Annotated in this window: 16 protein-coding genes; 10 read left to right on the top strand and 6 right to left on the bottom strand. The window is 52.5% G+C overall.

The genetic code is table 11. The features are described 5' to 3' along the window. Positions 1-141 precede the first annotated feature (141 nt). The gene (locus tag LOC67_RS09025) at positions 142-882 is read left to right on the top strand and encodes a class I SAM-dependent methyltransferase (protein ID WP_230262262.1); all 741 of its coding nucleotides are present in this window, start codon (positions 142-144) and stop codon (positions 880-882) included. 85 nt (positions 883-967) lie between these two features. On the opposite strand, the gene LOC67_RS09030 is transcribed toward LOC67_RS09025, so the two are convergent. Then, the gene (locus LOC67_RS09030; protein ID WP_230262263.1) at positions 968-2,137 is read right to left on the bottom strand and encodes a XylR family transcriptional regulator; all 1,170 of its coding nucleotides are present in this window, start codon (positions 2,135-2,137) and stop codon (positions 968-970) included. A gap of 314 nt (positions 2,138-2,451) precedes the next feature. On the opposite strand from LOC67_RS09030, the gene LOC67_RS09035 reads away from it, so the two are divergent. Then, on the top strand, positions 2,452-4,947 hold the full coding sequence (locus tag LOC67_RS09035) for a family 16 glycoside hydrolase (protein WP_230262264.1): 2,496 nt from the start codon (positions 2,452-2,454) through the stop codon (positions 4,945-4,947). Between the two features lie 81 nt (positions 4,948-5,028). Here LOC67_RS09035 and LOC67_RS09040 read toward each other — a convergent pair whose 3' ends face one another. Further along, positions 5,029-6,006, bottom strand: a complete 978-nt coding sequence (locus LOC67_RS09040) for a c-type cytochrome (RefSeq protein WP_230262265.1) — start codon at positions 6,004-6,006, stop codon at positions 5,029-5,031. Between the two features lie 367 nt (positions 6,007-6,373). Further along, the gene (locus tag LOC67_RS09045) at positions 6,374-8,920 is read right to left on the bottom strand and encodes an AAA family ATPase (RefSeq protein ID WP_230262266.1); all 2,547 of its coding nucleotides are present in this window, start codon (positions 8,918-8,920) and stop codon (positions 6,374-6,376) included. 1,121 nt (positions 8,921-10,041) lie between these two features. Here LOC67_RS09045 and LOC67_RS09050 point away from each other — a divergent pair. From LOC67_RS09050 to LOC67_RS09075, 6 genes are all read left to right on the top strand, one after another. Beyond that, positions 10,042-11,331, top strand: coding sequence for an AGE family epimerase/isomerase (locus tag LOC67_RS09050; protein WP_230262267.1), 1,290 nt, complete (start codon positions 10,042-10,044; stop codon positions 11,329-11,331). Positions 11,332-11,422: 91 nt separating this feature from the next. Then, positions 11,423-12,205: a hypothetical protein gene (locus LOC67_RS09055; RefSeq protein ID WP_230262268.1), complete on the top strand. Its 783-nt coding sequence runs from the start codon at positions 11,423-11,425 to the stop codon at positions 12,203-12,205. Positions 12,206-13,187: 982 nt separating this feature from the next. Continuing rightward, positions 13,188-14,489 carry an endo-1,4-beta-xylanase gene (locus tag LOC67_RS09060; protein ID WP_230262269.1) on the top strand — a complete coding sequence of 434 codons (1,302 nt, stop codon included), beginning with the start codon at positions 13,188-13,190 and terminating at the stop codon, positions 14,487-14,489. A 66-nt stretch (positions 14,490-14,555) separates the two neighbouring features. Beyond that, the gene (locus tag LOC67_RS09065) at positions 14,556-14,996 is read left to right on the top strand and encodes a MarR family winged helix-turn-helix transcriptional regulator (RefSeq protein WP_230262270.1); all 441 of its coding nucleotides are present in this window, start codon (positions 14,556-14,558) and stop codon (positions 14,994-14,996) included. 166 nt (positions 14,997-15,162) lie between these two features. Then, on the top strand, positions 15,163-16,587 hold the full coding sequence (locus LOC67_RS09070; protein WP_230262271.1) for an SGNH/GDSL hydrolase family protein: 1,425 nt from the start codon (positions 15,163-15,165) through the stop codon (positions 16,585-16,587). Between the two features lie 5 nt (positions 16,588-16,592). Beyond that, a complete protein-coding gene (locus LOC67_RS09075) occupies positions 16,593-17,168 on the top strand; it encodes a DUF4375 domain-containing protein (protein ID WP_230262272.1) in 576 nt (191 codons plus the stop codon). On the opposite strand, the gene LOC67_RS09080 is transcribed toward LOC67_RS09075, so the two are convergent. Continuing rightward, positions 17,131-18,270, bottom strand: coding sequence for an AI-2E family transporter (locus tag LOC67_RS09080; protein ID WP_230262273.1), 1,140 nt, complete (start codon positions 18,268-18,270; stop codon positions 17,131-17,133). The two genes, LOC67_RS09075 and LOC67_RS09080, sit on opposite strands and share 38 nt — an antisense overlap. A gap of 523 nt (positions 18,271-18,793) precedes the next feature. Between LOC67_RS09080 and LOC67_RS09085 the strand changes: the two genes are divergently transcribed. Beyond that, positions 18,794-21,280: a zinc-dependent metalloprotease gene (locus LOC67_RS09085; RefSeq protein ID WP_230262274.1), complete on the top strand. Its 2,487-nt coding sequence runs from the start codon at positions 18,794-18,796 to the stop codon at positions 21,278-21,280. Between the two features lie 57 nt (positions 21,281-21,337). Here the strand turns inward: LOC67_RS09085 and LOC67_RS09090 are convergent, their stop codons facing one another. Further along, positions 21,338-21,922 carry a hypothetical protein gene (locus LOC67_RS09090; protein ID WP_230262275.1) on the bottom strand — a complete coding sequence of 195 codons (585 nt, stop codon included), beginning with the start codon at positions 21,920-21,922 and terminating at the stop codon, positions 21,338-21,340. Between the two features lie 540 nt (positions 21,923-22,462). Between LOC67_RS09090 and LOC67_RS09095 the strand changes: the two genes are divergently transcribed. Then, positions 22,463-24,724, top strand: a complete 2,262-nt coding sequence (locus tag LOC67_RS09095) for a DUF255 domain-containing protein (protein WP_230262276.1) — start codon at positions 22,463-22,465, stop codon at positions 24,722-24,724. Between the two features lie 20 nt (positions 24,725-24,744). Here the strand turns inward: LOC67_RS09095 and LOC67_RS09100 are convergent, their stop codons facing one another. Then, a complete protein-coding gene (locus LOC67_RS09100; protein ID WP_230262277.1) occupies positions 24,745-25,620 on the bottom strand; it encodes a hypothetical protein in 876 nt (291 codons plus the stop codon). Positions 25,621-25,721: the final 101 nt, after the last annotated feature.

The raw sequence follows: 25,721 nt of genomic DNA on the forward strand, positions 1-25,721 counted from the left end.
TCTCAATAGAGCGATCCTTCTATGATCGGCAACTGTCTAGCAGTACAGCTAACTTCAGATACAGCGAACCAGAAGCCAGAAAGGCTTCGATAACTCCCGACGAACAAGATTCGCATCAATTCAATTCGAAGGAATGGCAACATGGAACACCGAGGAACGACCAAACTTTCCGAAAAGTCATCAACCGATCAAATTCGCGAACGCTTTGATCAAGACGTTGAAAGGTTCACTCACCTGGAAACAGGGCAATCTGCAACGATTGACGCACCATTGGCAATGGAGCTAATCACGCAAGCTGCGGTCGCCTGCTCAACAACGATTCGACGCGTTTTGGATGTCGGGTGTGGTGCGGGGAACAACACCATCAAGCTTCGGCAAGCTTATGGGCAACCATTCGACGCGGACCTCTTGGACCTCAGTAGTCCGATGCTCAAGCGCGCCGAGCAAAGGGTCCGCGAAAGCGATGTCGGTGAAATCGTCCTCTGGCACGAGGACATCCGCACCGCAGCCCTCCCGGAGTCACAATTTGACGTCATCCTTGCCGCTGCTGTTTTGCATCACCTCCGCGAAGAAAGCGATTGGTTCGAGGTATTTACGAAGCTCCATCGTTTGTTAAAGCCCGGCGGAAGCCTTTGGATCACCGACTTAGTCACGCATGAAACAACGTCGATCGACCAAATGATGTGGAATCGCTACGGCGACTATCTCACCGAACTGGGTGGCGAATCCTATCGCGACAAGGTCTTTAGCTATATCGATGTTGAAGACTCACCACGTCCGGTCACGTTCCAACTCGACCTGCTACGCAAAGTTGGTTTCGCCAACGTCGAACTACTTCACAAGAATTCTTGCTTTGCCGCTTTCGGAGCGATCAAAGCCTGATCAAGGGGCATTCTTTAATGCCGCGCCGGACTGCACTGATAACAGAACCGTGGTCGCTGCAGTACGGCGTTTTGCCAAGCAAAGGCTACTGAAAATCTTCGCGAAAGACGCTCGGCGGTATCCCGGTCAGGCGTTTGAACACAACCGTCATGTATTCGGTGTGCTCAAAACCGGTCAACCGAGCGATCTCGGAAAGCGGCAAGCTTGTGTCCCGTAGCAACTCCTTGATCCTTCGCATCTGCGTCGCGCGAATTTCTTGTTGAGGGCTATGCCCGACGCTTTGCCGGAAGCGTCGTTCGATTGAACTTCGCGAACACCCGAGCTTTGCAACCACGTCTTGCACGGTAATTCCGAAGCAAGCCGATTCGCGAATCATTGCGATCGCTTCGACAACCAGGTCGTCATCAATGCCCAGTGCATCGGTCGACTGACGCACGATCACCCCCAACGGCTCGATCAGGCGTTGTTGCACATCGATCGCTTCGCCCGACATCAGTGCATCCAGCAATTCAGCCGCTTCGAACCCAAGCCGCTGTGGATTTGGCTGAATACTTGACAGTGGCGGATCACAAAAGTTGCAAAGCAATTCATCATTGTCGACACCAACAACAGCAACCTGTTCTGGAACATAGATCCCCGCGCTTTGACAGGCATTTAAAACTTGCTGAGCACGGATGTCGTTACAAGCCATCAAGCCAACCGGCTTTGGAAGCTGCCCGATCCAATTGATGATGCGTTCTTGATCCAGATCCCACTTCGCTGCCGACTTGCCACGCCAGACCGATTGGTAGTCCGACAATTCGAATCCCATCCCTTGCAGATAGTCAGCGAAGCCCTGCCGACGCTGTAACGACCAAGTCTCGTTTTCGAACCCGCAAAAGGCAAAGTTCCGAAAGCCGCGTTCATAAAGATGACTCGCACCGAGCTTTCCGATCGCCTTCATATCTGACTGCAATCTGGGAATTTTCAAATCGCTGTGAAGGTCATTCAAATCAACCGCGGGGATTCTTTTCCGCCGAATCTTTGCAGCCAACTCCGGTGTCGTGTTCCGACAGATGATCCCATCCCAAGGTCTTTGCAGAAGCCAATCCGGGGGCGACGCACCGAGTTCACGTTCTTCTAAAAACGCAGACCAACGGGCACGTGTTCGCTGATACTTTGCGATCCCCTCCAAGATACATCGGCCATAGGTTGTGGCGGTTTCAACCAAGAGCGCGACACGACGTTTCTTTTGAACCATATGACCGACAACCATTACGGATTGACTGCAGCTCGATCGGCAAGCAGTTAAGAATTCCAGCCCATGGTAACCGAACACAATTCTAATGAAACCGATCTCTGAAAGCGAATTTCGCGACCGCAGCTGATCGTCCACGAAACCAGTAAAATCGATCAAACACGGCATTAACTCACCTTCCCTGATAGATCCACAATGCATTCTGCGACCCGATTGACATGACAACAGTTCTCATGCACCGCCAACATTTCTCATGGAGATCATGCTGACAACTGATCACACTCTGAGCCTCACAGTCACCACGTTTCTTTCTCCAGATGGAGTTGGTTTTGATGTTTCCTCATCGAATCGGCATCGTTGCGGTTCTGACAGCCGCCCTAGGCTTTGTCCTTCCCAGCGTTGTATTGGCCCAGGCGATTTCGATTGACGTTGATGCGACCGAACGATTGCATTCCGTCTCGCCGTTTCTGACCGGCGCTTGCATTGAAGATGTCAATCACGAAATCTATGGCGGGATCTATAGCCAAATGCTATTCGGCGAAAGCTTTCAAGAACCAAGTCGCCAAAGTCCTGTGAAAGGTTTCGAAGCGGTGGGTGGCCAATGGGCTGTTCAAAACGGAATCCTTAATGGGCCTGCCGGTGAAGGCCCCAAGCTCGTGTTGCAGGGTCCGATCATTGAACGCGGCGAAGTTGGTGTGGAAGTCAAATTGATCGGGCAAGCTCCTGGAAACGCGGGACTTATCATCGCGACCAATGATGCGAAAGTCGGGGCCGACAACTTTTCGGGATACGAAGTTGCGATTGACAGCCAAGCGAACCGATTGGTCATCGGACGTCACGACCACAACTTTCGACTGATCGGCTATGAACCTGTTTCCGTACCAACGGATCAATGGGTAAGTCTTCGCATCGCTATTGAAGACGATGCCTTCACCGTCTTCGTCGATGGAAAGGAAATCACAACGATCCGTGACGAACACCCGTTGAAAGCCGGCACGATCGGATTTCGACAATGGCAACGTCCGGCTCAATATCGCAATCTGCAGACGCAGGTTGCCGGAAAGCCAGAGCCGATCGCGCTAACCAACAACGAAAGCTCAAATGAATTCAGCGGGCAATGGGATGCCGTGGGAAACTTGTCATCAGGGCAACTTGAATTGACCACCGACGAACCATTCGTTGGAAATCAATCGCAGCGTCTCATCCGGAAAGCGAACGACGGAGTTGTTGGCCTTTCCAATCGCGGACTAAACCGCTGGGGGCTTACCTTTCTTGATAACCATGTCTACGAAGGATACCTCTGGCTTCGATCCGACGCCGAAGTCAAACTTTCGATCTCGGCTGGCGACGACGATTCATCGAAGCGGCTTGCAGAACAATCCATCACTGTCGCAACGGATGGAGAATGGCAACGATACGACTTTGAATTGACTCCTGAAGGCGAAACTCAGAACGGTTATTTTGCCATCTCTTTGCAAAGCCAAGGGCATGTTGATCTTGGCCATGCGTTTCTTCAGCCCGGGCCTTGGGGACGCTACAAAGATCTCCCTGTGCGACTGGACGTTGTGAGGGGACTGATCGACCAGGGAATCACCGTGCTTCGGTACGGAGGATCGATGGTCGACAATCCTCCGAACTATCGCTGGAAGAACATGATCGGGTCGCGTGACCGACGCCAGCCCTATGACGGACACTGGTACGACTATTCGACCAACGGCTGGGCAATCCTCGACTTTCTAAACCTTTGCGAAGCTGCAGGATTTTTCGGGATTCCGTGCTTTAGCATCGACGAAACGCCACAGGACATGCTCGACTTTTTGCAATACGCCAATGGCGATGCGGATAGCCTGTGGGGCAAGCAACGCGTTGCTGATGGTCATCCCGAACCCTATCAACTGAAGTACATTCAGCTTGGGAATGAAGAATCCGTCAATCAAGCCTATTGGGATCGTTATGAACCGATCGCCCGAGCACTATGGAAACAAGACCCGTCGCTGATCTTGATCGTGGGCGACTTTCAATTCGAAAAGCCCATTGTCGATCCGTTTAAGTTCACCGGATCACCGGCCGGCATTAGCAGCTTGTCCGCCCACCAAAAAATCCTCGCATTATCGAAAGAGCTTGATACCGAGGTTTGGTTCGATACCCATATGTGGACCGGTGGACCGGAGCCGACGTCTTCGATGGATTCGTTTTTCACCTATGTCGATGCTCTAGAAAAGCTTTCCGAAGGTGCAAAGCACAAGGTTGTTGTGTTCGAATTCAACGCGAACAACCACCGACAACGACGGGCGCTATCAAACGCGGAAATGATCGGGCGACTGATGCGAGACGGGCGAATCCCGATCGCGTTGTCGGCAAACTGCTTGCAACCCGATGGTCAAAACGACAACGGCTGGGATCAAGGCCTGCTGTTCTTAAACAGCTCTAAAGTCTGGCTACAACCGCCTGGTTATGTGACGCAAATGGTCTCCGAAGCCTATCAACCTTGGGTCGTGAAATCGAACCTCCGCTCTTTGGATAACAAACCCACTCCCGAAACGCTTGATGTCGTCGCGACGACCTCGAAAGACGGCCAATCCGTCGTCATCAGGCTGGTCAACCGCGGCCAGACCGCACTGCCTGTGGACCTGAACATCAGCGGGCTAAAGCCTCAAAAAAGTGATGCAAAAATCGTCACTCTGGCTGCAGAGCTGAACGCCCACAACACCGCCGACAATCCGAACCACGTGCAACCTCAGAAACGGAAGGTGGCGATTGATGCAAGGTCGGCATCAACACGTTTTGAGCTGCCACCGTATTCTTACAGCACCGTTCGTGTCCAATAACAGTCGCTCGCCGCGTCTCTGCAACACAAAGATCGTCACATCAAAGTGTGAGCCGTGTGGGTGATTGCTACGACAACGCATTCATGGGATCTTGCTTTGGGAACGATCAAGAATGAATTTCGGTCGAGGTTGCGAATTCACAAACGCGGCAATGTCAAGTGCCTCCTGCTCGGATAAGTAGGGATCGTCAAGTGGCATCGCGACTTTAAGCCATGCGGCAAGCTTGTTGACTTGAGACAGGCCGGCACCGTCGTTATACGAGTTTTCGCCCCAGACCGGAGGCCCATCGGCGGTTCCCGCGCCACCCTCGCCGTGACAGGCTGCGCAGTGCTCGGCGTAGAGTGCTCCTCCCCGCGTCCCGTCAGCCTGGGTTGCACCAATGCTCAGCGGCTGAACGTGCCTGGGTCCAAGCGGCGCCTCAGGGTTCATTTTCAGCGGCTCGCCTCTTGAAAGCCAAGTGATGTAGCTAGTGATGGCGACAGAAAGCTCGCTGCCATTTGGTGGCCGCTCGCCATTAAGACTTCGCATAAAGCAGTTCAGCACCCGGTCTTCGAGCGTGATCACTCGATTCTCTCTCGGTGACCATGCCGGATAGGCCGTCGCCACGCCGAGAAAGGTCGCCGCCTTGGGGTCAGTGCCAGCATCGAGGTGACAAGAGCGACAGGTGAGGCTGTTGCCGACATAATCCTTCGATAGCGGATGGGTGGCGGTGCTTTCGACGATTTCCTTTCCCAAGGCCACGACCCGGCGCAGTTCGCCCTGCGGCAAATCTACTTGCGACGATGGATTTGCGGCTTCCTTCGCCACAGAGCGCGTGCCGCTATTGAGCACCGCGGTGAAGAGGAGCAGCAAGAGGACAAGCAGAACGCGAATCAAAACCATTGTGCCTTTTCCGATAGTCGAGAGGGCCATGCAGTAGCGGTCCCCTAAACTTTTAAAGAGTTCCGTATCCGACAGCATTGAAATTTGCCGCGATAAACGCCGCACTATGAAATGATCAACGCAGCAACAGACCCGCCGCAAGACGTCGCCGGAGTCGTTGACATTCTGCTCGATCATCCGGTTAGGCCGTTAACGCTGGGCAAAAACCGTCCGCTCGACAGGCGTGAGCCAAATTTTCAGGAGGAGCTGCCGTGCGATGCGACACACAAATACGTCGCGTCTTAACATGGATTAGGTCGAGATTGTTGAGGCCCTTGATCGTCTACTTCAACACAACGTTGCATTGACCCATATTTGCGGCATTCTGCTTCAGAAAGTCTCGAGATAGTCGCTGGGATCAAAGGATCCTCGCTCTGATTAGTTCGTTCTTTACCATTTAGCGCGAGATCAGATGCCAAACCGCCGCATCGCCTAAAGTCACGCTGCCCTCATCTCTTCTTCAGCGAGTTAGTTTTTGATACTGCTGAAGAAGACTTTGCGTAAGCTACTTCATTCGCTTCTTGAAATTCGTCAGCCACTCGATGACCTGGTTCATATCGTTAGCCAGATCGTCCGGTTCGGGTGAGTCGCCAGGAAGCTCATCCGACTGACTGTGTTCGTAGCAGGAATATTTTGTCATCATATATTCAACGACTTGGCAATCGTCCGGCGTGATCATAGCAAGCTTAGAAAGCCTGTTTAATGTTTGCACTGATCGCCGATAGCGTTGAACCACTCCGGCGAGCAGATGCGTTTCACAAATACACTCCATCAGGATCCGGAAGTCGCTGCAAATAGCCTTTGCCAAAGGCATGTAAGCGACGTACCCGTCGTCTGAGAGGACCGACTTAGCTTTCGTCAATCGCCTATCTTTCAGGTCATTCAAAGCACCCAGCGGATTTTTAGGAAACAGTTGCATCTCCCCTGGTTCACCTGTGCCCCATGGCTCACGTTGAATGTGCACGTCATTGAACGCCCCTCCTGACTTTTCGCTAATGAGCCCAAAAAGACTCAGCCGGTGAGTAAATACAATCACCTGCCGGCTTTTGCTAAGGTCAATTAGCCGGTCGATCATTTTCTCTTCAAACGCATGATCGAGTGATGAGATTGGATCGTCGAACACGACTGGACTTGCTGCCGGGCGTCCCGTCGAATCAGCTAAGAACGCTGCCAACGCGATAATTCGCTGTTCACCTTCACTCAGGACATCTGACGGCGACGAAATCTTTTTCTTCACGTCGGTGAATACGATCTTGTGCAGCACGTTTCCTTTGGGTGTTCGCTTTGTGATCCCAACTTTGATCTTATGTGCGCCTAGGTTCTTCAATTCGCCGTTGAAACGCTCTACAAGTGCGTCAGTAATCAGCGTCTGCGAAAGTTTGCTCGCCTGCCGAGAGATCCCGGTCGTCGCAGTCTGCTTCTTCCATTCATCAAAGTCACGCTGGCGCTTTTGCCGATCGACCTCGGCCTGCATGGCTTTCATTTGCTGGACCACCCAGCGACGGGCCTCGAATTGTCGGACACGTTCAAGGGCGATCGCTCGATCAAACGCCTTCGCGTCCGCATCGAGCTTGGCGATCGACTGCTCCCGCTTCTGTTTGATGACGCCTATCTTGGACACGAGCGTCTCCGTTATCTGCTGGCAATCGCCTGGATTAGTCGGAATCACCGATCGCCGTAAATCCTTCAGCACCGACCGCATCATTTTCCAAGCGGCTTTCAATTCCTCTTCCAACACATCGTCTTCGCCAGACGCTTGTACCGATGTAGATAGCGATGCGTCGGATGGTTCGATCGGTAGACCCTCGATCATCGTCTTCAGCCGAAGTTCCTCGGCCTGGGCCTCGGCTTCGAGCTTGCCGCGAACGAACTCGTCAAACCGCTGGAAACGGCTCCGAGCATCTTCGTCAAGCGTCTGGTGGCACAGCACGCATCGAGATTTTTCGTCCGTTCGTGGGAATGGGACAGAATCACCACCGACTTCCGTCGCGAAAGCCTGCGCTGCGGTCCACATCGCTCGCCAACTAGCCTCTCCAATCCCAGTAATTGCCGAATTGCACTCCAACGATTTTGCAAACTCATCGGCGGCCTGTCGCTTTGCGGCACGCGAGCTGATCTGTTGATCGAACTGTTCGATCATTGCTGCACTGGTTGCTTTCGCTCCCGATTTCAGTTCCGTCTCGATCCCTTCGATTTGCTGGAGTTGCCTCCGCGCCGCGGCGAGAGTCTTTGTTACATCTACATCGTGGAGCTGTTCGACTAATGACTTATACTCGGATTGATCCTCCGCGGACCAAGTCAGCTCGGCACAAACTTTGTCGACATCGGTATCCGCCTTGATGCCGTAGTAAACGACAGCGGCGTCGGAACCGTCGAAAGACGCTTGCAATTCAGGAAGCTTGCAAACCAAGGCGTCTCGCTGCTTGTTTAATACCGCCTCGACCTTGCTACACACGTCAATCAAGTCACCCAGGAAAGCCAGCTCAGGAGGCTTAAAAGAAAGCTCCGTTTCGCCATCGACGTACAGCCGACCGCGTTGCGTGTCGAACACGTCGATGCAGTCCAATTCTGCGATCGCAGGGTCTGCTGACTTCCACGCGACAGTTTTTTCGGTGCCGTCAATCTCAAATCGAAATTCGCACTCCGGCAACTCCTCGTCATCCGTAAAAACGTTCGACTTCAGTTCGCACGCATTCGGTTTGCCACTAGCCCGCTTGATGATTCGAGTATAGCCCGACTTTCCCGAACCGTTATGTCCGTAGATCACGGACAGATTGTGATTCGATAGTTCAAGCGGTCGGCGTGGTTGCATGGCATCCACACCCCGAACCGGACCGAGTGAAATTAACCGCACGATGGACTTGGCGGCGGCGGGGACAATCTCTGAATCTTCGGTGTCTTCTGACGTGATTGTCTCACCCGACGACTTGATGATGGAGACAAAGTGCTCGATGTCGATATCCGAAACGCTTCCGTTTCGCAGAATTTTCTCGGCAGCATCTTGCAGCCATGGATTTTGCTTCGCAAGCCACTTCTTCAATTGTGAGTTCATGTAAACTTCATCCTACTGGTAAACAGTTTCAGTTTGATGCTCAGCTTGAGCATTCGCATTTTTTCAAGTCGTGTTTCAAGCTTCACGATCTCCGCTTCCATACTTGGCAAGACCGTTTCGGACGCGGTTTCTCCGGAGGCAATGAAATCCGCTGAGCTCACAAGTCTTTGTTCGTAATTCGGTAAATTGCACAACTGATATTGTCGTGAATTTGAGGTTGGATATCGCTACCTCGGAAGGTATGAAGTCTTACCACAAAAACCAAATTTGGCATATTGACCTCAACATTCGAAAATACGGCACACAAAACTTTCGCAACCTTATTTTTCTTCAATTTAATTTCCGGTCGCGATTGATGCAGGAATCAGCTTTGCGCATGCCATAGGAAATCACTAGCGAATTGGGCATGATTGCCAATCTGAAAGAGAAGACCGCGGAACAACAAACGCATAGTAGTCCGGTAGACACAGTGATTCGCCAACTACGCAGCAGCCCGGTACGAGCTAAAATGTGTACCGAGCGCTGTATGGCAACTCTTGTTTCAACCTAAAATTCACTGTATGCAATCTCCGTTATCGCGAACTGCTGCCAATTCATCCCGATTTGAAAAGCCAGGTCGGTGATAGCACCTGTATTCCGACACACGACGGTATGATCCATGTGTCGCTCGCTGATCACGCAAAATTCGTTCAACACTTCGTGCTTGCGCATTTGAATCATTCACTCCACGAACCCTTGAAAGCTTGCGAACGAATTGGTGCCTTCCTCCTGAGCTTACAGCCAACTGAACGAAAGACTTCGCGAAACAGATCGACGTACTTCGAGTCTTGACCTAGCTGCAGGATTTTGCAAGGCAGTCCTTTGTCCTGCAGATGAATCTGAAAGTTGCCTGCTTGTTGAGTCGCCCAATCGATCTGAGGTCGGATTTTCCGTGCAAAGCGACAGCCGCATACGTCGCGTCTTAACATGGATGAAGTTCGCCTGAAAAAGCGATCCTCTGGCACAACACCCAGCAAGATCAAATTGACTGCTTGAACTTTTTACGAATCTGCACTGCACAGGTATGATGGATGCCGCCTTACGCGAAACCCCGTTCATCCACCTGATGGAGTCACCTCTCAATGCGTTCGTTTTGCCTGATCCTGTTGCTCGCAGCGATACCCTTGGTCAGCTCCGCTCAAGCACAAACGGCTGAATCGCAAACCGCCGTTTCGCCAAACCAGTGCAGGAACCTTCTTCAAACCAGCTTGGTCGATTTTTACCTTCCGGCCAGTTTGGACAAAAAATTTGGTGGGTACCACGAAGAGCTCGATCGTGCAGGTGACTTTGTCGGCGGTGACAAATTTTTGACAATGCAGGCTCGCCAACTGTGGTTTTTTAGCACGCTAGCGATCAACGACATTCGACGTCAAGAATCACTCAGCGCTGCTGATTTTGGCTACAAGTTTCTTCGCGAACACTTCTACGATCCTGATCACGGAGGCTATATCACGAAGACGAAACAGGGCGGCGAATCACTGGACGAACGCAAGCATGTCTATCCCAATGCCTTTGTCATTTATGCCTTGGTCGAATACGCTCGAGCGACCGGGAAGGACGCTCCCCTGGATCAGGCGAAGGAGCTTTTCGAAACACTGGAAGAGCATTGCTATGACAAAGATTTTGGAGGCTACCAAGAATTCTTTTACAAAGATTGGAGCATTGTCACGGACCCAAAAGAGTCTGGATACGTCGGTGCGATCAACACAAAAACATATAATTCACATCTTCACCTGTTAGAGGCCTTCACCGAGCTTTATAAAGAAACGCACGACGAGTTGGTCGGACGTCGACTTGGCGAATTGATCACGATCAACACGTTGACGGTGAAGCATCCCAAGTTTGCCTGCAACATTGATGGCTGGAATCGGCAATGGCAAATGATCCAAAGTCCTGCCAACCTACGTGCGAGCTATGGTCATGATGTGGAATGTGCTTGGCTGGTACTCGAAGCCGCAAAGGCACTCGGCCAAAGCACGTCCATACTGGAAAGCTGGGCGATCTCAACCTGCCAACATTCCCTCCAATACGGATACGACGAAAAGCACGGCGGATTCCACTACACCGGGACTCTGGGTCAGCCGAGTGACGAAACCAAGAAAGTTTGGTGGACTCAAACCGAAGCCATGGTAGCCATGCTAACGCTTTACCAAATCACTGGTGAAGAACAATACAAACGACGATTTGAAGAGACCTATCGGTTTTGCGAAAAGTACCACGTTGCCGATGAAGGCGGCTGGTGGAACACACTGACGGTTGATGGAAAACCCGATCGATACCCCAGCCGCACCAGCATGTGGCAAGGTGCCTATCACAATGCTCGCGCGTTAATTCGATGTGAACAACTCTTGAAACAGACCAGCACGAATTGACATGAATTAGAAAGGTGCCCGGCTACCGAACGATCACTTGTGTTGACGAACGAAAACGAAGCTTTCTGTAACCCGAAACGAGGAATCAGCCATGCTAAACGTACTGATGTTGACAGTCTTGGTCGTCAGCGGCGCAGCCAACGAAAGTCTGCCCGTGGAACCGACGAACGAATCCGAACCGCAGGTCTCCAGTCAAGCCTCCTCGCTGACAACCGAATCGGCACAAATTCAACTTCGCTTCGCCAACAACACGATCGTCCCAGAGGCAATCGCCTCGAAAACAACCGATTCTGAGAACCCTAGCAATGCCAACGGCCCGAGCAATGCCAGCGGACTGAACATTGGCTTCGCCTACGATCCCGGACATGGCAAATACGATGGAGCGATCGGTTCGCCAACCGATGTCTGGAATTTTGTCAGCTTGGGAACAACCGCGATTGACTACATGCGCCATCCCAATGCGATCGGAAGCACTGCTCGGCTTCGTGTCTCGCGACATGACGGACAATGGGCAGTCGACAGCCATCCCGGAATTTTCCGAGGCTATATCTACGACAACTGTCGCTGTATCGATCTCGAAGTCAAATTGCTGGACTTAGAACCGGCGAAGTATCGAGCCTATGTCTATGCCCACGGAGATGCTCCGGATCAAAACGCATCCATCGAACTGGTTGTCGGAAAGGAACGATATGCTCAAAAGGCAACCGGGACAGACAAGGACGGTGAATTTCAATCGCTGAAACTGACCGAAGGTGTGCACTACGTCACATTCGATTTTGAGGTCAAGAAAGGCGAGAAAGTACGCTTCATCAGCCATCGCGACCGCAGCGACTATTCCATGTTCAATGCGATTCAGCTTCAAATGATCCCATGACTCGGAGCCTCATCAGCCGTACCGCGTTAGCGGCGGTTCTTGCACGGACAACCGTGGCTAACGCCAATCGGCTAATCCGAAAATCAAGTTGGATCAGAGCCTCATCAGCCGCACCGCGTTAGCGGCGGTTCCCGCACGGGAAACCGTGGCTAACGCCAATCGGCTAATCCGAAAATCAAGTTGGATTGGTCCCTATCAGCCGCACCGCGTTAGCGGCGGTTCTCGCACGGCAACCGTGGCTAACACCAATCGGCTAATTCAAAATCAAGTTGGATTGGTCCCTATCAGCCGCACCGCGTTAGCGGCGGTTCTCGCGCGGCAACCGTGGCAAACGCCAATCGGCTAATCCAAAACCGAACTGGACCAAAGCACTAGCGTGCAACACTTTGGGCTAACAATGCATCTATCGAGACGTTGAATTCTTTGACACGAATCGGCGTTTCGGCACATCGTTTTCGCAGGCAAAAGATGCGTTTTCGCGAGGGATTAAAGGTTTTTCACCAGCCAACTGAGAGCTTCCGTCACGGCCGCAACGCTCTGGCATTCCCACCAAGACAGAGCGTCTGAACTGATTTCGAAACCTGCCGCCGCGATGCAAACGCCAGACCGATGCTGCAGATCATCCCATTAATTGCGAATAAACACCTTTATTTACACCTAACTGAGTCGATACAATCTTTCTGCCGTCGGAATGATGTCGTTCGATCGGATCTCGGATTGGCCAGTAATGGCGACGATTCCTCGATCAAGCGATGGCGAAACAACGCCTGGCAATGAGTTGTCTTTTGCGGTGTCACTTGAGTCCTTCTAACTCGCAACGTGTGCGTTTTTAGAAACAGACCTCTTCGCTGACATTGGCGAGCGTGAAAGCAACGGTGCAAGGCTATTTCGCGCGGCGAATCTCAATGGACGATGGTGGATGATTGCCTGTGTTGTTGATGTAACTACGCGGTCAAGACCACTGCGTCTGTAGAACATTCCGATGGAACTATTCTTCTCCCTCATCAGCTTTTCAGACTCGTCTTTTCTGACCACCAATCTCATGCGGTTTGCCAACGTTCTTGCATTCACCCTTCTGGCTACCTTTTTAAACGATGCGACGGCGCCACACGCATTCGCGCAGGCAGCGTCTGCGCAAACGTCATTAAAACAGCTAGCCGGTCAACGCTTTAAAGTCGGTGTTGGTGTCAGCGAAAGGATTTTATCGGACCAAGCATGTGCGAACTTGATTCGTCAGCATTTTCAAATCTTGACTCCTGAGAACTGCATGAAACCGCAAGGGATTCATCCAGAGGAGAACGTGTGGAACTTTGCCGCAACGGATCGTTTTGCATCGTTCGCATCAGAGCACGATTTGGAAATCGTTGGCCATTGTCTGGTCTGGGCAAAGGACGACCGCACGGATCAGTGGATGAAAGAAGATGCCCAGGGCAACCCCGTGGATCGCTCGACACTGCTGAATCGAATCGAACAGCACGTTGAAACCGTTGTCAAACGTTATCGTGATCCGGCGTCGATGTGGGACGTCGTCAATGAAGCCTTGGCCGATGGCGACGAAGGCTACTTACGTGATTCCGTCTACACCCAGACGACAGGCATTGACTTTATCGACACCGCGTTTCGCGCCGCTCACGCCCATGATCCGGACGCCTTGTTGATTTACAACGACTACAACTGCCACTACCCAAACAAACGCAAAAAGCTCGTTCGTTTGCTGACAGAGTTAAAGCAAAGGGGAACACCAGTGCAGGCCTACGGGATGCAGGGACATTTCGAACTTGGCGATGACTCGCTCGCACAGCTTCGCGAAACATTTGACGCCTTACGTGAACTAGGAATCAAGGTCGTCGTTTCTGAACTAGATATTGATGTTGTCAAACGTGGTCGTTGGTGGGCAGACAACAACAAATACCGCGAAGAACTGAAAAGCTACGATCCCTACAAAGATGGATTGCCGGCCGAAATCGAACAGCAACAGATCGAGCAATATGTCGCGTTGTTTCGTCTTTTTGATGAATACCAAGACATCATTGCTCGTGTATCGTTTTGGAATCTGCACGACGGGCAGAGTTGGCTGAACTACTTTCCCTGGGAACGCACCAACTATCCATTGCTGTTCGATCGCGAGCTTCAGCCCAAACCGGCATTCGATGCAGTTGCCGAGGTGCTTCGCACTTCGACGAATTCTTCGCCGCGTTCGGAGAATGATTCTGCCAAAACGATACCCTCTGTCCCCGCAGCACGGATCTCTGTCCCTATCGGACGGACCATACCCAAGAACTAATTCTCACAGGGGCACCACGATTTAATCCGCACCGCGTCATCGACGCTTTACTTACAACAAAGTCCGATGGAACCTCAAACAGATCTACCACTCGCTCTCCGCGCCGCATACCTAAGCCTTCATCGAAACAGCGACGCCTGTTTTAGCGATCATGGCATCACCGCGGACCAATTTGTTCTGATGTCAGCACTCGCCGAAGGCAATGCACTGACACAACGTGAATTGGCTTGCCGAATCTCATCTGACCCCAGCACGATCCGCGCGATGCTGGTCCTGCTGGAAGACCACGGCATGGTGCGACGCAAACCGCACCCAACGGACTCGCGAGCGAAAACGGTTTCCCTGACCGCAGCTGGAAAACGCAAGGTCAAGAAGCTTGGCAACGCCGGCCAACCGATCCGTGACTGCATGTACGAGGCGTTATCGCCGGCGGAAGCGAAGAAGCTGGTCAAATTGCTTGGTAAGGTCTCCGACGCGTTGAAAGACTATCAATCGTCCTGCGTTTAACGACCGGTTGATCTAAGGTTTGATCACTCACAATGTCGCTTTCGATTCCGCAAATCTAGCGGGAAAGAGCGCTGCGTTCACGGAGTGAAGGGGCGACAATTGGAAATCAATTGGCTGCGAAGCCATGCGTTTGCCTCACCGACCGACCACTCCGCTGTCTTGTCCAATGAAATACATTGCTCTGCTTGCGATCACGGTTGCATCGTTTTCGATCTCATGGGCCGAAGAGTTTCCTCCGCCGACAGATTTCGGAACCCCCGAACAACTCGGTCGCGGTGTTCAACGCACCATGACCTTGCTTGCCAGCAGCACACCGTCTGAACGTCACACCGTTCGGATCTTGCTTTACGGACAATCGATCACCGCAGGGCAATGGGGCGTGCAGCTAGAGCAGCACTTGCGAAAGACCTATCCCAACGCAAACTTGATCTACGATCGCCGGCCTTTGTCGGGATACTCCACAGAGCGACTTGTCAAAACCTCCGAAGCGGACCTCTATCCCGCATACGCTGATCTCGTCATCTTTCATGACTATGGCAACAACGAAGATTACGAGACGATGATTCGAAAACTTCGTGAGCAGACGACATCAGAAATCCTGATCCAAGGAGATCACTTTCGTCGCTCCGAACAACTCGTCGATGAAACCGATTTGTCCGCGATCGAGTCGCGATCACAGATATGGGCGGCACAACGCAACCTTTCTTTTCTGCCATCGATTGCCGACAAATATGGATGCGGCTACGAGGATCGCCGAGGCCCTTGGCTAAGGTACCTGCGCAAGAATCAACTTGAACCCGGACAGCTGGTCAAAGATGACGTGCACCCCAATGAGCACGGCACCTATTTGATGACCGAGCTTGTGAAGGCTTACCTGGTACCGCGTGAGGATGTAAAGCTTGATCCGATGAACTGTGGCTACGTCACAACGATCCCGGTCGAAGACATCGATAATGTTTCGGAAGGTCGAATTGAGTTTCCCTTTGATGGAAATCGAATCGATGTCGTTTTCAAAGACGGGGCGAAAGCCGAATGTAAAGTCTTGATTGACGGTCACCCACCACTGGATGACCCAAGCATGTTTTACCATGGCCGCAATCGCGTCAAATGGCGCGACACGCCGATTCCCCCCGGACCATGGCCACCGGCATTGAAAGTCGGCTTCAACAAGCCTTTGGTTGACGAGTCATGGACGTTGCTCGCGCAGCAAGATCCCCAAAAGCCGACAGCCTATACGTTCGAGGTCGTCGGTTCGGTCACCGGCCCTGATGGAAGTGGACGAACGGATGAGCCCTTCATTTCCAACTCTGGCCGAGTCGTGATCGAGGCTGAAGACTGGGACGTGCAGTTCGCCATTGTTGCGTTGCGACGCCTGGATTCACTGCCAAGCGAATTTCAAATCGATTGGAACGTCATCAAGCAGGCGACCGATGTCGCTAAAACTCCAGATGTTGCGGTAGGAGTCGAACCGACAGTCACCGTGGCACAGCGAATCGTTGACGGCCATCATCGCGTCGAACTGCAAGGCGACGTGAATGCGGTAAAGGCGTTGCGTGTGTACTCGCCTTCAAAATTCCCGCGAGGGAAGTAAAGACGGTGAATTTGCCCGAAACCGTTCTGAAGTCATATCAAAATCATTTCGACCAGGTCCGCGCAACCATCGGCTCGAATCTTCATGACGTCTTGCGCGCACATGACGGGAAAAACGATGAACTGATGCACTTGCTTGCCCGAGTCGTCGATTGGCGCATTTGCATGAATGAGTCTTTGACTGAACCTGATCGCTTTGTGGCTGCATTTAGCGGCTTACGAACAGATGTTCAAAACGGTGGGTTTCACCAGTATTTCCTGAACTCTGCCGGTGATCTTTGGTCTGACTTACTACGGATGCTCATCTTGGGTGGTGATCACGATGGTGAATCACACTTCAGACGTGTGTTGGACTTGTTTCCCGAATCCAGCCCCAGCACTCACCAAGACACGCGTGCGGAACAACTCGACCAAATTGACGAAAGATACATGAAGTCCTCCACGTCTCCCTTTGACGAGTTGAACTCCGAGTTCTACAGATCTTGCTTTTATCCTGACGAGAAGACCTTGATCAAGGCCTTGAAATCGCTCGACGATATCGAGTTTATTCCACTGCATTGCGGCCGAGGCGAAGCGGGCTAAGATCGCCCGCCATCAACTTGGCAATCGATTCGGTCCGGTCGATGCGTTCGAGCACGACTTTTAGCGATGCGGTCATCGGAACGGCGAGCAACATTCCGACGAATCCCCAAATCGCGTACCAGCCCATCAGGGCAAGCATGACGACAATCGGATGAAGGTTGAATGACGAGCCCATGATCCGAGGCTCAACCACGTTCCCTCCCACGAATTGAACGCCGCATGCCAATACCGTTGCGACAACCATCGAACCGAAACCCAAGTCAGGGCTCAACCAGATAATCGGCAACGGAAGAATGCAGGTAACAAGCGGGCCGAAGTTAGGGATGTAGTTCAACAGAAATGTTAGCAGTCCCATCAAGACCGCCAGGGGAACACTGAAGATCGCAAGGACCGCCCAGACGGCGATCCCAGTGAAAAGTGAGATGATCGTCTTGAGCACGATATACTCGCGAAGCTTGCCTTCGATCAATTTCCACAGTTCGTTGTTTTCTGCGACAGATCGGCTTGCACCGAGAAGCAAGAACAGCATGTAGATCAACACCACACCGAGTGATCCGCTTAGTGAGATCATTCCGCTGAGCAACCACTCTTTCGCAGATCGAGTCCCTGCGCGGACGGCGATCTGCAACCGCGAGATGCTTGTCGCTTCCATCTCATCACCTTGCAGACCGGCTGTTGGCAATAACCCAAAACGTTCGGCAATCGTCGCGATGCGTGCTGTCGCGGCAGCCGCACGCCGCTGATAGGCATCGTCGTTGGCCAACTGATCGATCGAAGAAGCGATCGCGACGCCGAGTGTAAACAACAAGATCACTGTGATTGCGAATGCGACGGCAACCGCAGCAAGTCGATTTAGAAACAACCGCCGCTGTAGCAAATCAAGGATTGGCTTGAGGCCGACGGTCAGGAAGATCGCGACAACGAATGGGGCCAGTACCGGACGAAGCCAAAACAGCAGCAGGCCGATGGTTGCGGTCGCCATAACGGACAGGCAACGGGACGCCCAACGCAGTTCTACCGCAAGGCTATCAAACTCCGTTGATCGCTCGAGCTGACGAGGTTGATGGTCTTGTGGATCGTCTGGATACGGAGCTTGTGCCATCAATTGCTGTCCTGCATGACTTTGAAAATCCAAGACGGAACAACCCACCAAGACCGTGCAGCGATGCCGATCCTTCCGCCAAAAAGTGCAGGAATAACTTCCGTTCTATGAGAAACGAATTGTACCGAAAGTTACTCGATCCGGGACCCGTTCAGCGACTCATCTAATTGCGTGACGGAACCGATTGCTGGTCAGTCCGAAACAAAAGCACCACATCGGGTGAATTGGATAGGTTAATTCGCCCATATGCGCCCGCAGCTTACATCAATGGCTGCCAATGGTTGGTTGCGGTCCGTTGCGGGTGTTTGATTCCGATGGGGGCGAGACAGCGAAGGCTAGGCTGCGTTGGGAACGCTCGCAATTCGATCGATTTACGCGAGGGTTTGCTCAAAACACGCGACCGAATGACTAAGCTTGCTGGTTCGCAAAAAGGAAATCCTACTCCAGCAAAGAGTGATCGATGCGAATCCGGCTTTTATCGACTTGGCTATGCATCTGCAGTTTGTTGATTCCAGTTGTATCCATGACCGTCAACAGAACCGTTTCTGCCGCGGGAACTGACGAGCTTCCCACGATTGAAGAAACCGCTGCACCACTCGATTACCACGGTGGATTTTTCGACGTTTACTGGGATGCCGAAAGTGGAAAGCTGTTGCTAAAGATCGATCGATGGGGTGACGAGTTCCTAGTGCTGGATGCCCTAGCGAGCGGGCTGGGCAGCAATCCGGTAGGGCTCGATCGCGGTCAGTTGGGCCGCGAACGACTTTGCAGCTGGCGACGTGTTGGGCGTCGTGTGTTTCTTCAGCAAACGAACACGCGATTTCGAGCTGATGGGGCGGATGCCGTTGAACAACGAGCCGTACAAGATTCCTTCGCACCGTCGATTCTTTGGAGCGGTCCGATCGTCGCTGCTGACCCGACAAACGCCTCCGTTCTTGTTGACATCACAGACTTGGTTGTCGCTGATCGCCACGACGTTATCGGAACACTTCAGTCAACCGGCCAAGGCAACTACGGATTTCGATCGGATCGAAGCAGTGTCTTGCCAGATTATGTCAAAGCGTTTCCCAACAACATCGAGCTGGAAGCGGCATTGACCTTTGCGGCCGAGAAACCAGGACGGCAAGTCGGCGCTGTTGCTGCCACCGGCGAGGCTTTTACGATTCGGCAGCGAATCAGCTTGATCCGTTTGCCCGACCTTGGTTTTCAAACGCGGGCATTCCATCCGGCTATCGGATCTTTTTCAGTCGACTACGCGGACTATGCGGCCCCCTTGGATCGATCGATGCATCGTCGATTGATGACACGGCATCGACTGAGCCAATCAGAGCCGATCGTTTACTACGTCGACCCTGCGGCTCCGGAACCGGTCCGAAGTGCATTGGTCGAAGGGGCATCATGGTGGGCGGAAGCTTTTGCCAAAGCGGGCTTTCCCAACGGATTTAAAGTCGAAGTGGCGCCGCCGAACATGGACCCACTGGACGTTCGCTACAACTTTATTCAGTGGGTTCATCGGCAAACGCGTGGTTGGTCCTATGGCGCGAGCGTCGTTGACCCTAGGACCGGTGAGATCATCAAAGGGCACGTCTCCTTGGGGTCATTGCGAGTCCGCCAAGATCGATTGCTAATCGACAATTTGACGCAAACCTTTCAAGACTCATCTAGGCAGTCGAACAACCAAAACTCGAACGCCAACTGTGCAATCGCCGATGCCGATTTTGGTCTCGATGCGATGTTCGCGACGGACACAGGTGTAGCCCCAACCGGCCCGAGTCAATCAACCTCAGTCGCGCTCGCTCGGGTTCGACAATTATCCGCTCACGAAGTCGGTCACACACTTGGACTGGCACATAACTTTGCCGCCAGCACCTATGGAGATCGAGCATCGGTCATGGACTATCCCGCACCACGGATTCAAGTGACCGAAGATGGTGAATTGGATTTTTCGCAGGCCTATGGCGTAGGCGTCGGAGACTGGGATCGTTTTTGTATTCGTGCGATGTACGGATCGCTTGGTGACGATCCGGATTCAAAGCTAAACGAGATCGCTGCAGAGGCGATCGATAACGACTGGGTTTACCTAAGTGACTCCGACGCACGACCGTCTGCCGCATCAGACCCGCGGGCCAACCTGTGGGACGATGGCGAGGACCCGATCGAATCGTTGAGACAAGCATTGAAGGTTCGTAGCATCGGGCTAACGAAGTTTGGTCACGCTGTCCTGCTTCCAGGCGAAACGGCAGGTGACCTACGCCGCTACTTTGCGCCGCTTTACTTTCACCACCGATACCAAGTCGACGCCGTCGTAAAGTACATCGGTGGTGTCAAATACGCATACCATTTCGGCAACAGCTCAGACGCCAAGACAAGTGATGTCGCGGCGGCGGAACAGCAACGAGCGGTCCAAACGCTGATCGAAACCCTACAGCCAAGTCAGCTGGCGATCGATCAGGCGATTGCGCAGAAACTGATTCCGGCGGGAGCTTCGGCCACGGCTTGGTCGAACGAATATGCTCAGGGCCGAACATCACCAATCTTTGATTCACTTTCGATCGTTGAAACGGCAGCCGAAATCACTTTGTCTGGAATGCTGAATCCGCAGCGGCTTGGCCGTCTAGCAGTCCAACGAACGCGTGATGATGCCAACCCTGGAATCGATTTGGTGCTCGATCCACTCAAGCAGCACGCAATAAGCTTGCTTGAGACGAAGTCCAATCCCGGTGAGACTTTGGCAGCCCGACGAATCTTTGCAACGATCGTTTCATCCGGAATTGATTCGGCAAGTCAATCCGAAGCGAGACAGGATGTCCGTGCGGCACTACGACAGTGGTTGACTGAACTATCCGGCGATATGAAAGCCTACACCGAAGCGCATCCGAGTGATCACGACGCAGAAATCAGCCTGCTTCAACAGAGGATTCAGCAGTTCGTCGACCGACCGGATCTAGCGTATCCAGCGACATCCATTCCGACACCACCACCGGGCAGCCCCATCGGATCTGGTTTTTGATAGGGTTCTAAATCCCGAATTTCGATCAGTCCAGCGTTATCGGGCCCAGCATCATCGCTACTTCGAAAACAGTGCGACGCCGAAGCCCAGCATCCAGTCGTCTGCGTCTCGGCCTTCGGTAGCGATCATGTACCGGCCATAGCTGGTCAGCCGGATTTGTGGCGTCCACCAGAAGTGCGCGCCGAGTTCAGGATAGATCGCGGCAAACGCGCCAGAAAACTTCTTTTCCTCTTCGTTGTACTCGTCGATCCAACCGTTGTCGTTGTTGTCGATCCCGTCATCCGACGCATCGACCGTTTCTCGAGCAGCTCCGGCATAGACACCAGCACCGACAAATGGTGCTAAGCGACTGGGCGTTTGCAATCGAAGCCCGGTATCGACACCGGTGAACCAATCGTCGTCGCTTGCCATCCCCATCAGAGAGATACGCCCGGTCAAATAGCTCGTCATGTAGGCTTCCGCACCGACGTCAAGCGACAGCAGGCCGTTATCCGCCTCAGGCCGATAGGTCAATCCGCCAGAGACAAACTTTCCTGTCGCTCCGGTAAGAAACCGTGCATCCATCGCCTGCTTAAGCTTTCCTGGAATGTCCCACCGAGGCGCCCCATCGGCGTACTTGGACGCATAATCAGCGTCTTCCATCGCCCATCGTGATTTCAATATCCCCGTGGGCAACGCACAACCGCATAGCATCGCGCAGCCGCAAACAAGGCCGAGGCAAAGCCATTTCGGCAACGTTGCTGGGACGAAGCGACAATACATGCGATGGCGTAATCGATAGTGAAATCGGGGAATGACCACTCGTTCGTCTCGCTGCCAAACCGAGTGATCCGCTCTACAGGAGGGCGGACAGAAAGTGGGTAGCAAATTTGCAGAATCATCGGCAAGTCAAGTTTTCGGTGTCTCACCAGAAGCCTGTCTCGATAAGCGACCGCTGACCGAACACGAAACCAGCCAATCAGCTCTCGGCGGCCAGAAGCCCTTGTACAAAGCCTCTGCCAAGCCGGGACGCTAAAATGATTCCGGTGTTCACGTTGTCTCCATTGATTGCGTTGTGTTTCACAAGACTAAACCGGCATGAATCCATCGAAGCCCCTTCATTTTCGCCTTTTGCAAATGGCCTTCATTGCGATCGCTGCGTTCGCCCAATCGGCAACATGCCGATGCCAGGAAACTGAGCCGATGCATACAAATCAGTTGATCAACGAAACCAGTCCCTATCTACTTCAGCACGCGCACAACCCAGTGAATTGGTACCCGTGGGGTGACGAAGCGTTCGCGAAAGCCAAGGCGGAGAACAAGCCGATTTTCCTATCCATCGGATATTCGACCTGTTATTGGTGCCACGTGATGGAAGTCGAATCGTTTGAGGACTCGCAAGTTGCCAAGGTGATCAACGAGCATTTCATCGCGATCAAAGTCGACCGAGAAGAACGACCCGATATCGATGAGCAATACATGATCGCAACCGAACTTTTGACCAGCCGCGGAGGCTGGCCAAATTCGGTCTGGTTGACGCCCGACGGGAAACCATGGATGGCCGGAACCTACTTTCCGAAAGATCGGTTCATTCTTGTCCTTAACCAACTGCATGACTTTTGGATCAATCGCCGTGATGATGTCCAAAGGCAAGCGGATTCGGTTGTCAACGCAACTCGGCGAGCCGGGCGTCCGCAATTCCAGGACACCATCGAACTACAACCCAAACTGATCACCAAAGCGCGTGAGCAGTTTTTGTCTCAGTTCGATTCGCTTCGCGGAGGATTTGGAGGTGCCCCAAAATTTCCGCCGCACGGAACGATTTCCTTTTTGCTTCAGCAGTACCGTCAATCCAAAGACCCACAAATCCTTCAAGCGATCAACAAGACGCTCGATGCGATGTGGCTCGGCGGTTTCCATGATCACATTGGCGGTGGCTTTCATCGTTATTCGACCGATTCGAAGTGGCTTCTGCCACACTTCGAAAAAATGCTCTACGACAATGCCCAGTTAATGGGGCAGTATGCCGAAGCATTCGAGCTGACGGGCGAACCTCGCTATCGCGAAGCGGTCGATGACATCTATCGATGGATGGAGCGGGAAATGAAGTCGCCGGAAGGCGGTTATTACTCAGCACTCGATTCCGGCGAAGTCGGTAAGGAAGGTGAATCATACGTTTGGTCCATCGATCAAGTACGCAAAGCCTTGCAAGACGATGACGCGTCCTTGTTCGCGGACCTCTATCGATTGACCGAAGAAGGCAATTTCCGTGACGAGTCGACGGGCGAGCTTTCGGGGAAGAACATCCCTCACCTACAAACACCGATCACGGACAACGCCGATCGACTTCAAGCGATCCGCGAGCGATTGCTGCAGGAACGTCTTTCCTGGGATCAACCGCATAAAGATGACAAAGTTTTGACTAGCTGGAATGGTCTGATGATCGCATCGCTGGCGAAGGCCGGGCGAATCTTGCAACAACCAAAGTACATCGATTCCGCGGAATCGGCCGCTAACTTTCTTTGGTCGACGATGCTTCAGGAAGACACGCTCCTTCGTAGTTATCGCAATGGTGTGGCCAAGCAAGCGGGCTACCTTGACGACTATGTCTTCTTTGCCAATGGCTTGCTTGAACTTTACGACGCGACGAAAAACAAGACCTACCTCGATCGCTGCATCGCATTGACCGATCGAATGATCCAGCAATTCGAAGACGGTGAAAATGGAGGCTTCTCTCAATCGGGCGAGTCTCACGAAACTCTGTTAGTTCGATCAAAGTTCCTTGGCTCCGGCGGTAACCTACCCAACGCAAATGGAGTCGCGGCAAACCTTCTGATTGATCTTTCAAAAGCTGCCAACGACGACCGCTATCTACGATCGGCATCCAAGACGCTAGAAGCCTTCGCGGTCGCAATGGATCGCCAGCCACATACGAACGAACAATTGCTGATTGCGACTGACCGCTGGATTCAATTGACTGAAAAGCAAGTTGACGCAAAAGATGACGGAGTTGTCACGGCGCGTCAAAAACCCATTTCGGTATCGGCGAAATTGACAAAATCGAAACTGAACAAAGGCGACAAATGCGAACTGTCAGTCACGATCCAAATTGACTCCGGGTTTCATCTGTATGCCGAGAACAAGGACGTCGACTTCGTCGCACCGACCAAACTGCGATTCGAATCAGCCGATGGCATTCAGCTTGGTGCCCCCGAAAAAAGCAAACCCACCCGAATCGAAGATCCGGTGATTGGACAGACACTTGAGATTTACGAAAAATCACTCGAATACAAGCTTCCTATTTCCGTTGCCACGAGCGCGAAGGAAGGGCAGAACCCAATCAATATCACGATCGACTTCCAGGCCTGTGATGACAAAACGTGCCTGCAGCCGCAAACGATCCGACTTGTTGTTCCTCTTTTAGTTGAACACGAACAAGACCAGCCATCAGCGGAAAGACAATAGTTCCAAGCGATCGTTTCCGCTTACTGGTTCAATCGATCTAACAACGCCTGAACTTTCAGCTGCGTCATCGTCGGAGCTGAGATCACAAGCCATTTCCGATTTCGGACATCGCTCGGAACGATTGTGGAGTTGCCCCCAAGGCATTCCCATCGGTCAGGGTCAATTGAATGCTGAATCGTCTCGATAACCAGGTCGTATTCTTCGTGTGGTCGATCGTAGGCATTCATGTGCGACTGCGAGTGACTGGCAGGCCGTTCGCGATCAACTTCTTCGATCAGTGGCGTCACATCGTAAAGACGAACGATGCCCATTTCCTCCGCCTGTTCGCTGGTTGTAATCACCAGCTTCCCGTGCTGGATCACAATTTCTAGATCGATCGATTCGAGGTACGTTTTAAGCAGCGATAGCAAGTTAGGGCGTTTCGAGACGCTAAACGATTTGGATTCACCTTGCCACCAACGTTTCGGTTTTGGTTCGACGTTTTGCGATGAGGCGGAACGACGGTTTTCGATCGCTATCACTGAAGTACTCGAATCGACTTTTATTCCGATTTCTTCAAGCGCCCTCGAGTCAACGATCACGGGAAGCTGCTTGCTCAAGTCCGTCGCAATCTCCCGGACAGTAAGCCATTTTGGCCAATCAGATTGAGGTTCTTGCAGCAAGATCTCAAGCAACTGCTTTTCCTGACTCGCCGACATGAATGGATCACATGGAACAGAATGGATCGGTCCATGGGGTTTCGATAGCTCATGGCGTTGGCCATCAAACTTGGCAATCCCGTCCCATTGCGAATGACTAGACAATCGATACTGGATCTGTGATTGAGCACGAAGCGATTGGGACGATGCCACAACTAGAACGGCCATCGAGACATTGGTGATCGGCAATAAATTCATATGTTGTGACTTGATGAGTGTTAGTTGAGCGACCTGCTGACTCCGAGGCTTTGTGTTGATGCAATTGGCATACCATCTGCCTTTGATGCCTGACACGCGGC

Source organism: Stieleria sp. JC731 (assembly GCF_020966635.1).
Classification (GTDB): domain Bacteria; phylum Planctomycetota; class Planctomycetia; order Pirellulales; family Pirellulaceae; genus Stieleria.

Bases quoted from the DNA above. Each gene is read 5' to 3' on its own strand.
- LOC67_RS09025 (WP_230262262.1), top strand. From the start codon at position 142: ATGGAACACCGAGGAACGACCAAACTTTCCGAAAAGTCATCAACCGAT.
- LOC67_RS09030 (WP_230262263.1), bottom strand. From the start codon at position 2,137: ATGGTTGTCGGTCATATGGTTCAAAAGAAACGTCGTGTCGCGCTCTTG.
- LOC67_RS09035 (WP_230262264.1), top strand. From the start codon at position 2,452: ATGTTTCCTCATCGAATCGGCATCGTTGCGGTTCTGACAGCCGCCCTA.
- LOC67_RS09040 (WP_230262265.1), bottom strand. From the start codon at position 6,006: ATGATCGAGCAGAATGTCAACGACTCCGGCGACGTCTTGCGGCGGGTC.
- LOC67_RS09045 (WP_230262266.1), bottom strand. From the start codon at position 8,920: ATGAACTCACAATTGAAGAAGTGGCTTGCGAAGCAAAATCCATGGCTG.
- LOC67_RS09050 (WP_230262267.1), top strand. From the start codon at position 10,042: ATGCGTTCGTTTTGCCTGATCCTGTTGCTCGCAGCGATACCCTTGGTC.
- LOC67_RS09055 (WP_230262268.1), top strand. From the start codon at position 11,423: ATGCTAAACGTACTGATGTTGACAGTCTTGGTCGTCAGCGGCGCAGCC.
- LOC67_RS09060 (WP_230262269.1), top strand. From the start codon at position 13,188: ATGGAACTATTCTTCTCCCTCATCAGCTTTTCAGACTCGTCTTTTCTG.
- LOC67_RS09065 (WP_230262270.1), top strand. From the start codon at position 14,556: ATGGAACCTCAAACAGATCTACCACTCGCTCTCCGCGCCGCATACCTA.
- LOC67_RS09070 (WP_230262271.1), top strand. From the start codon at position 15,163: ATGAAATACATTGCTCTGCTTGCGATCACGGTTGCATCGTTTTCGATC.
- LOC67_RS09080 (WP_230262273.1), bottom strand. From the start codon at position 18,270: ATGGCACAAGCTCCGTATCCAGACGATCCACAAGACCATCAACCTCGT.
- LOC67_RS09085 (WP_230262274.1), top strand. From the start codon at position 18,794: ATGACCGTCAACAGAACCGTTTCTGCCGCGGGAACTGACGAGCTTCCC.
- LOC67_RS09090 (WP_230262275.1), bottom strand. From the start codon at position 21,922: ATGGAAGACGCTGATTATGCGTCCAAGTACGCCGATGGGGCGCCTCGG.
- LOC67_RS09095 (WP_230262276.1), top strand. From the start codon at position 22,463: ATGCATACAAATCAGTTGATCAACGAAACCAGTCCCTATCTACTTCAG.
- LOC67_RS09100 (WP_230262277.1), bottom strand. From the start codon at position 25,620: ATGAATTTATTGCCGATCACCAATGTCTCGATGGCCGTTCTAGTTGTG.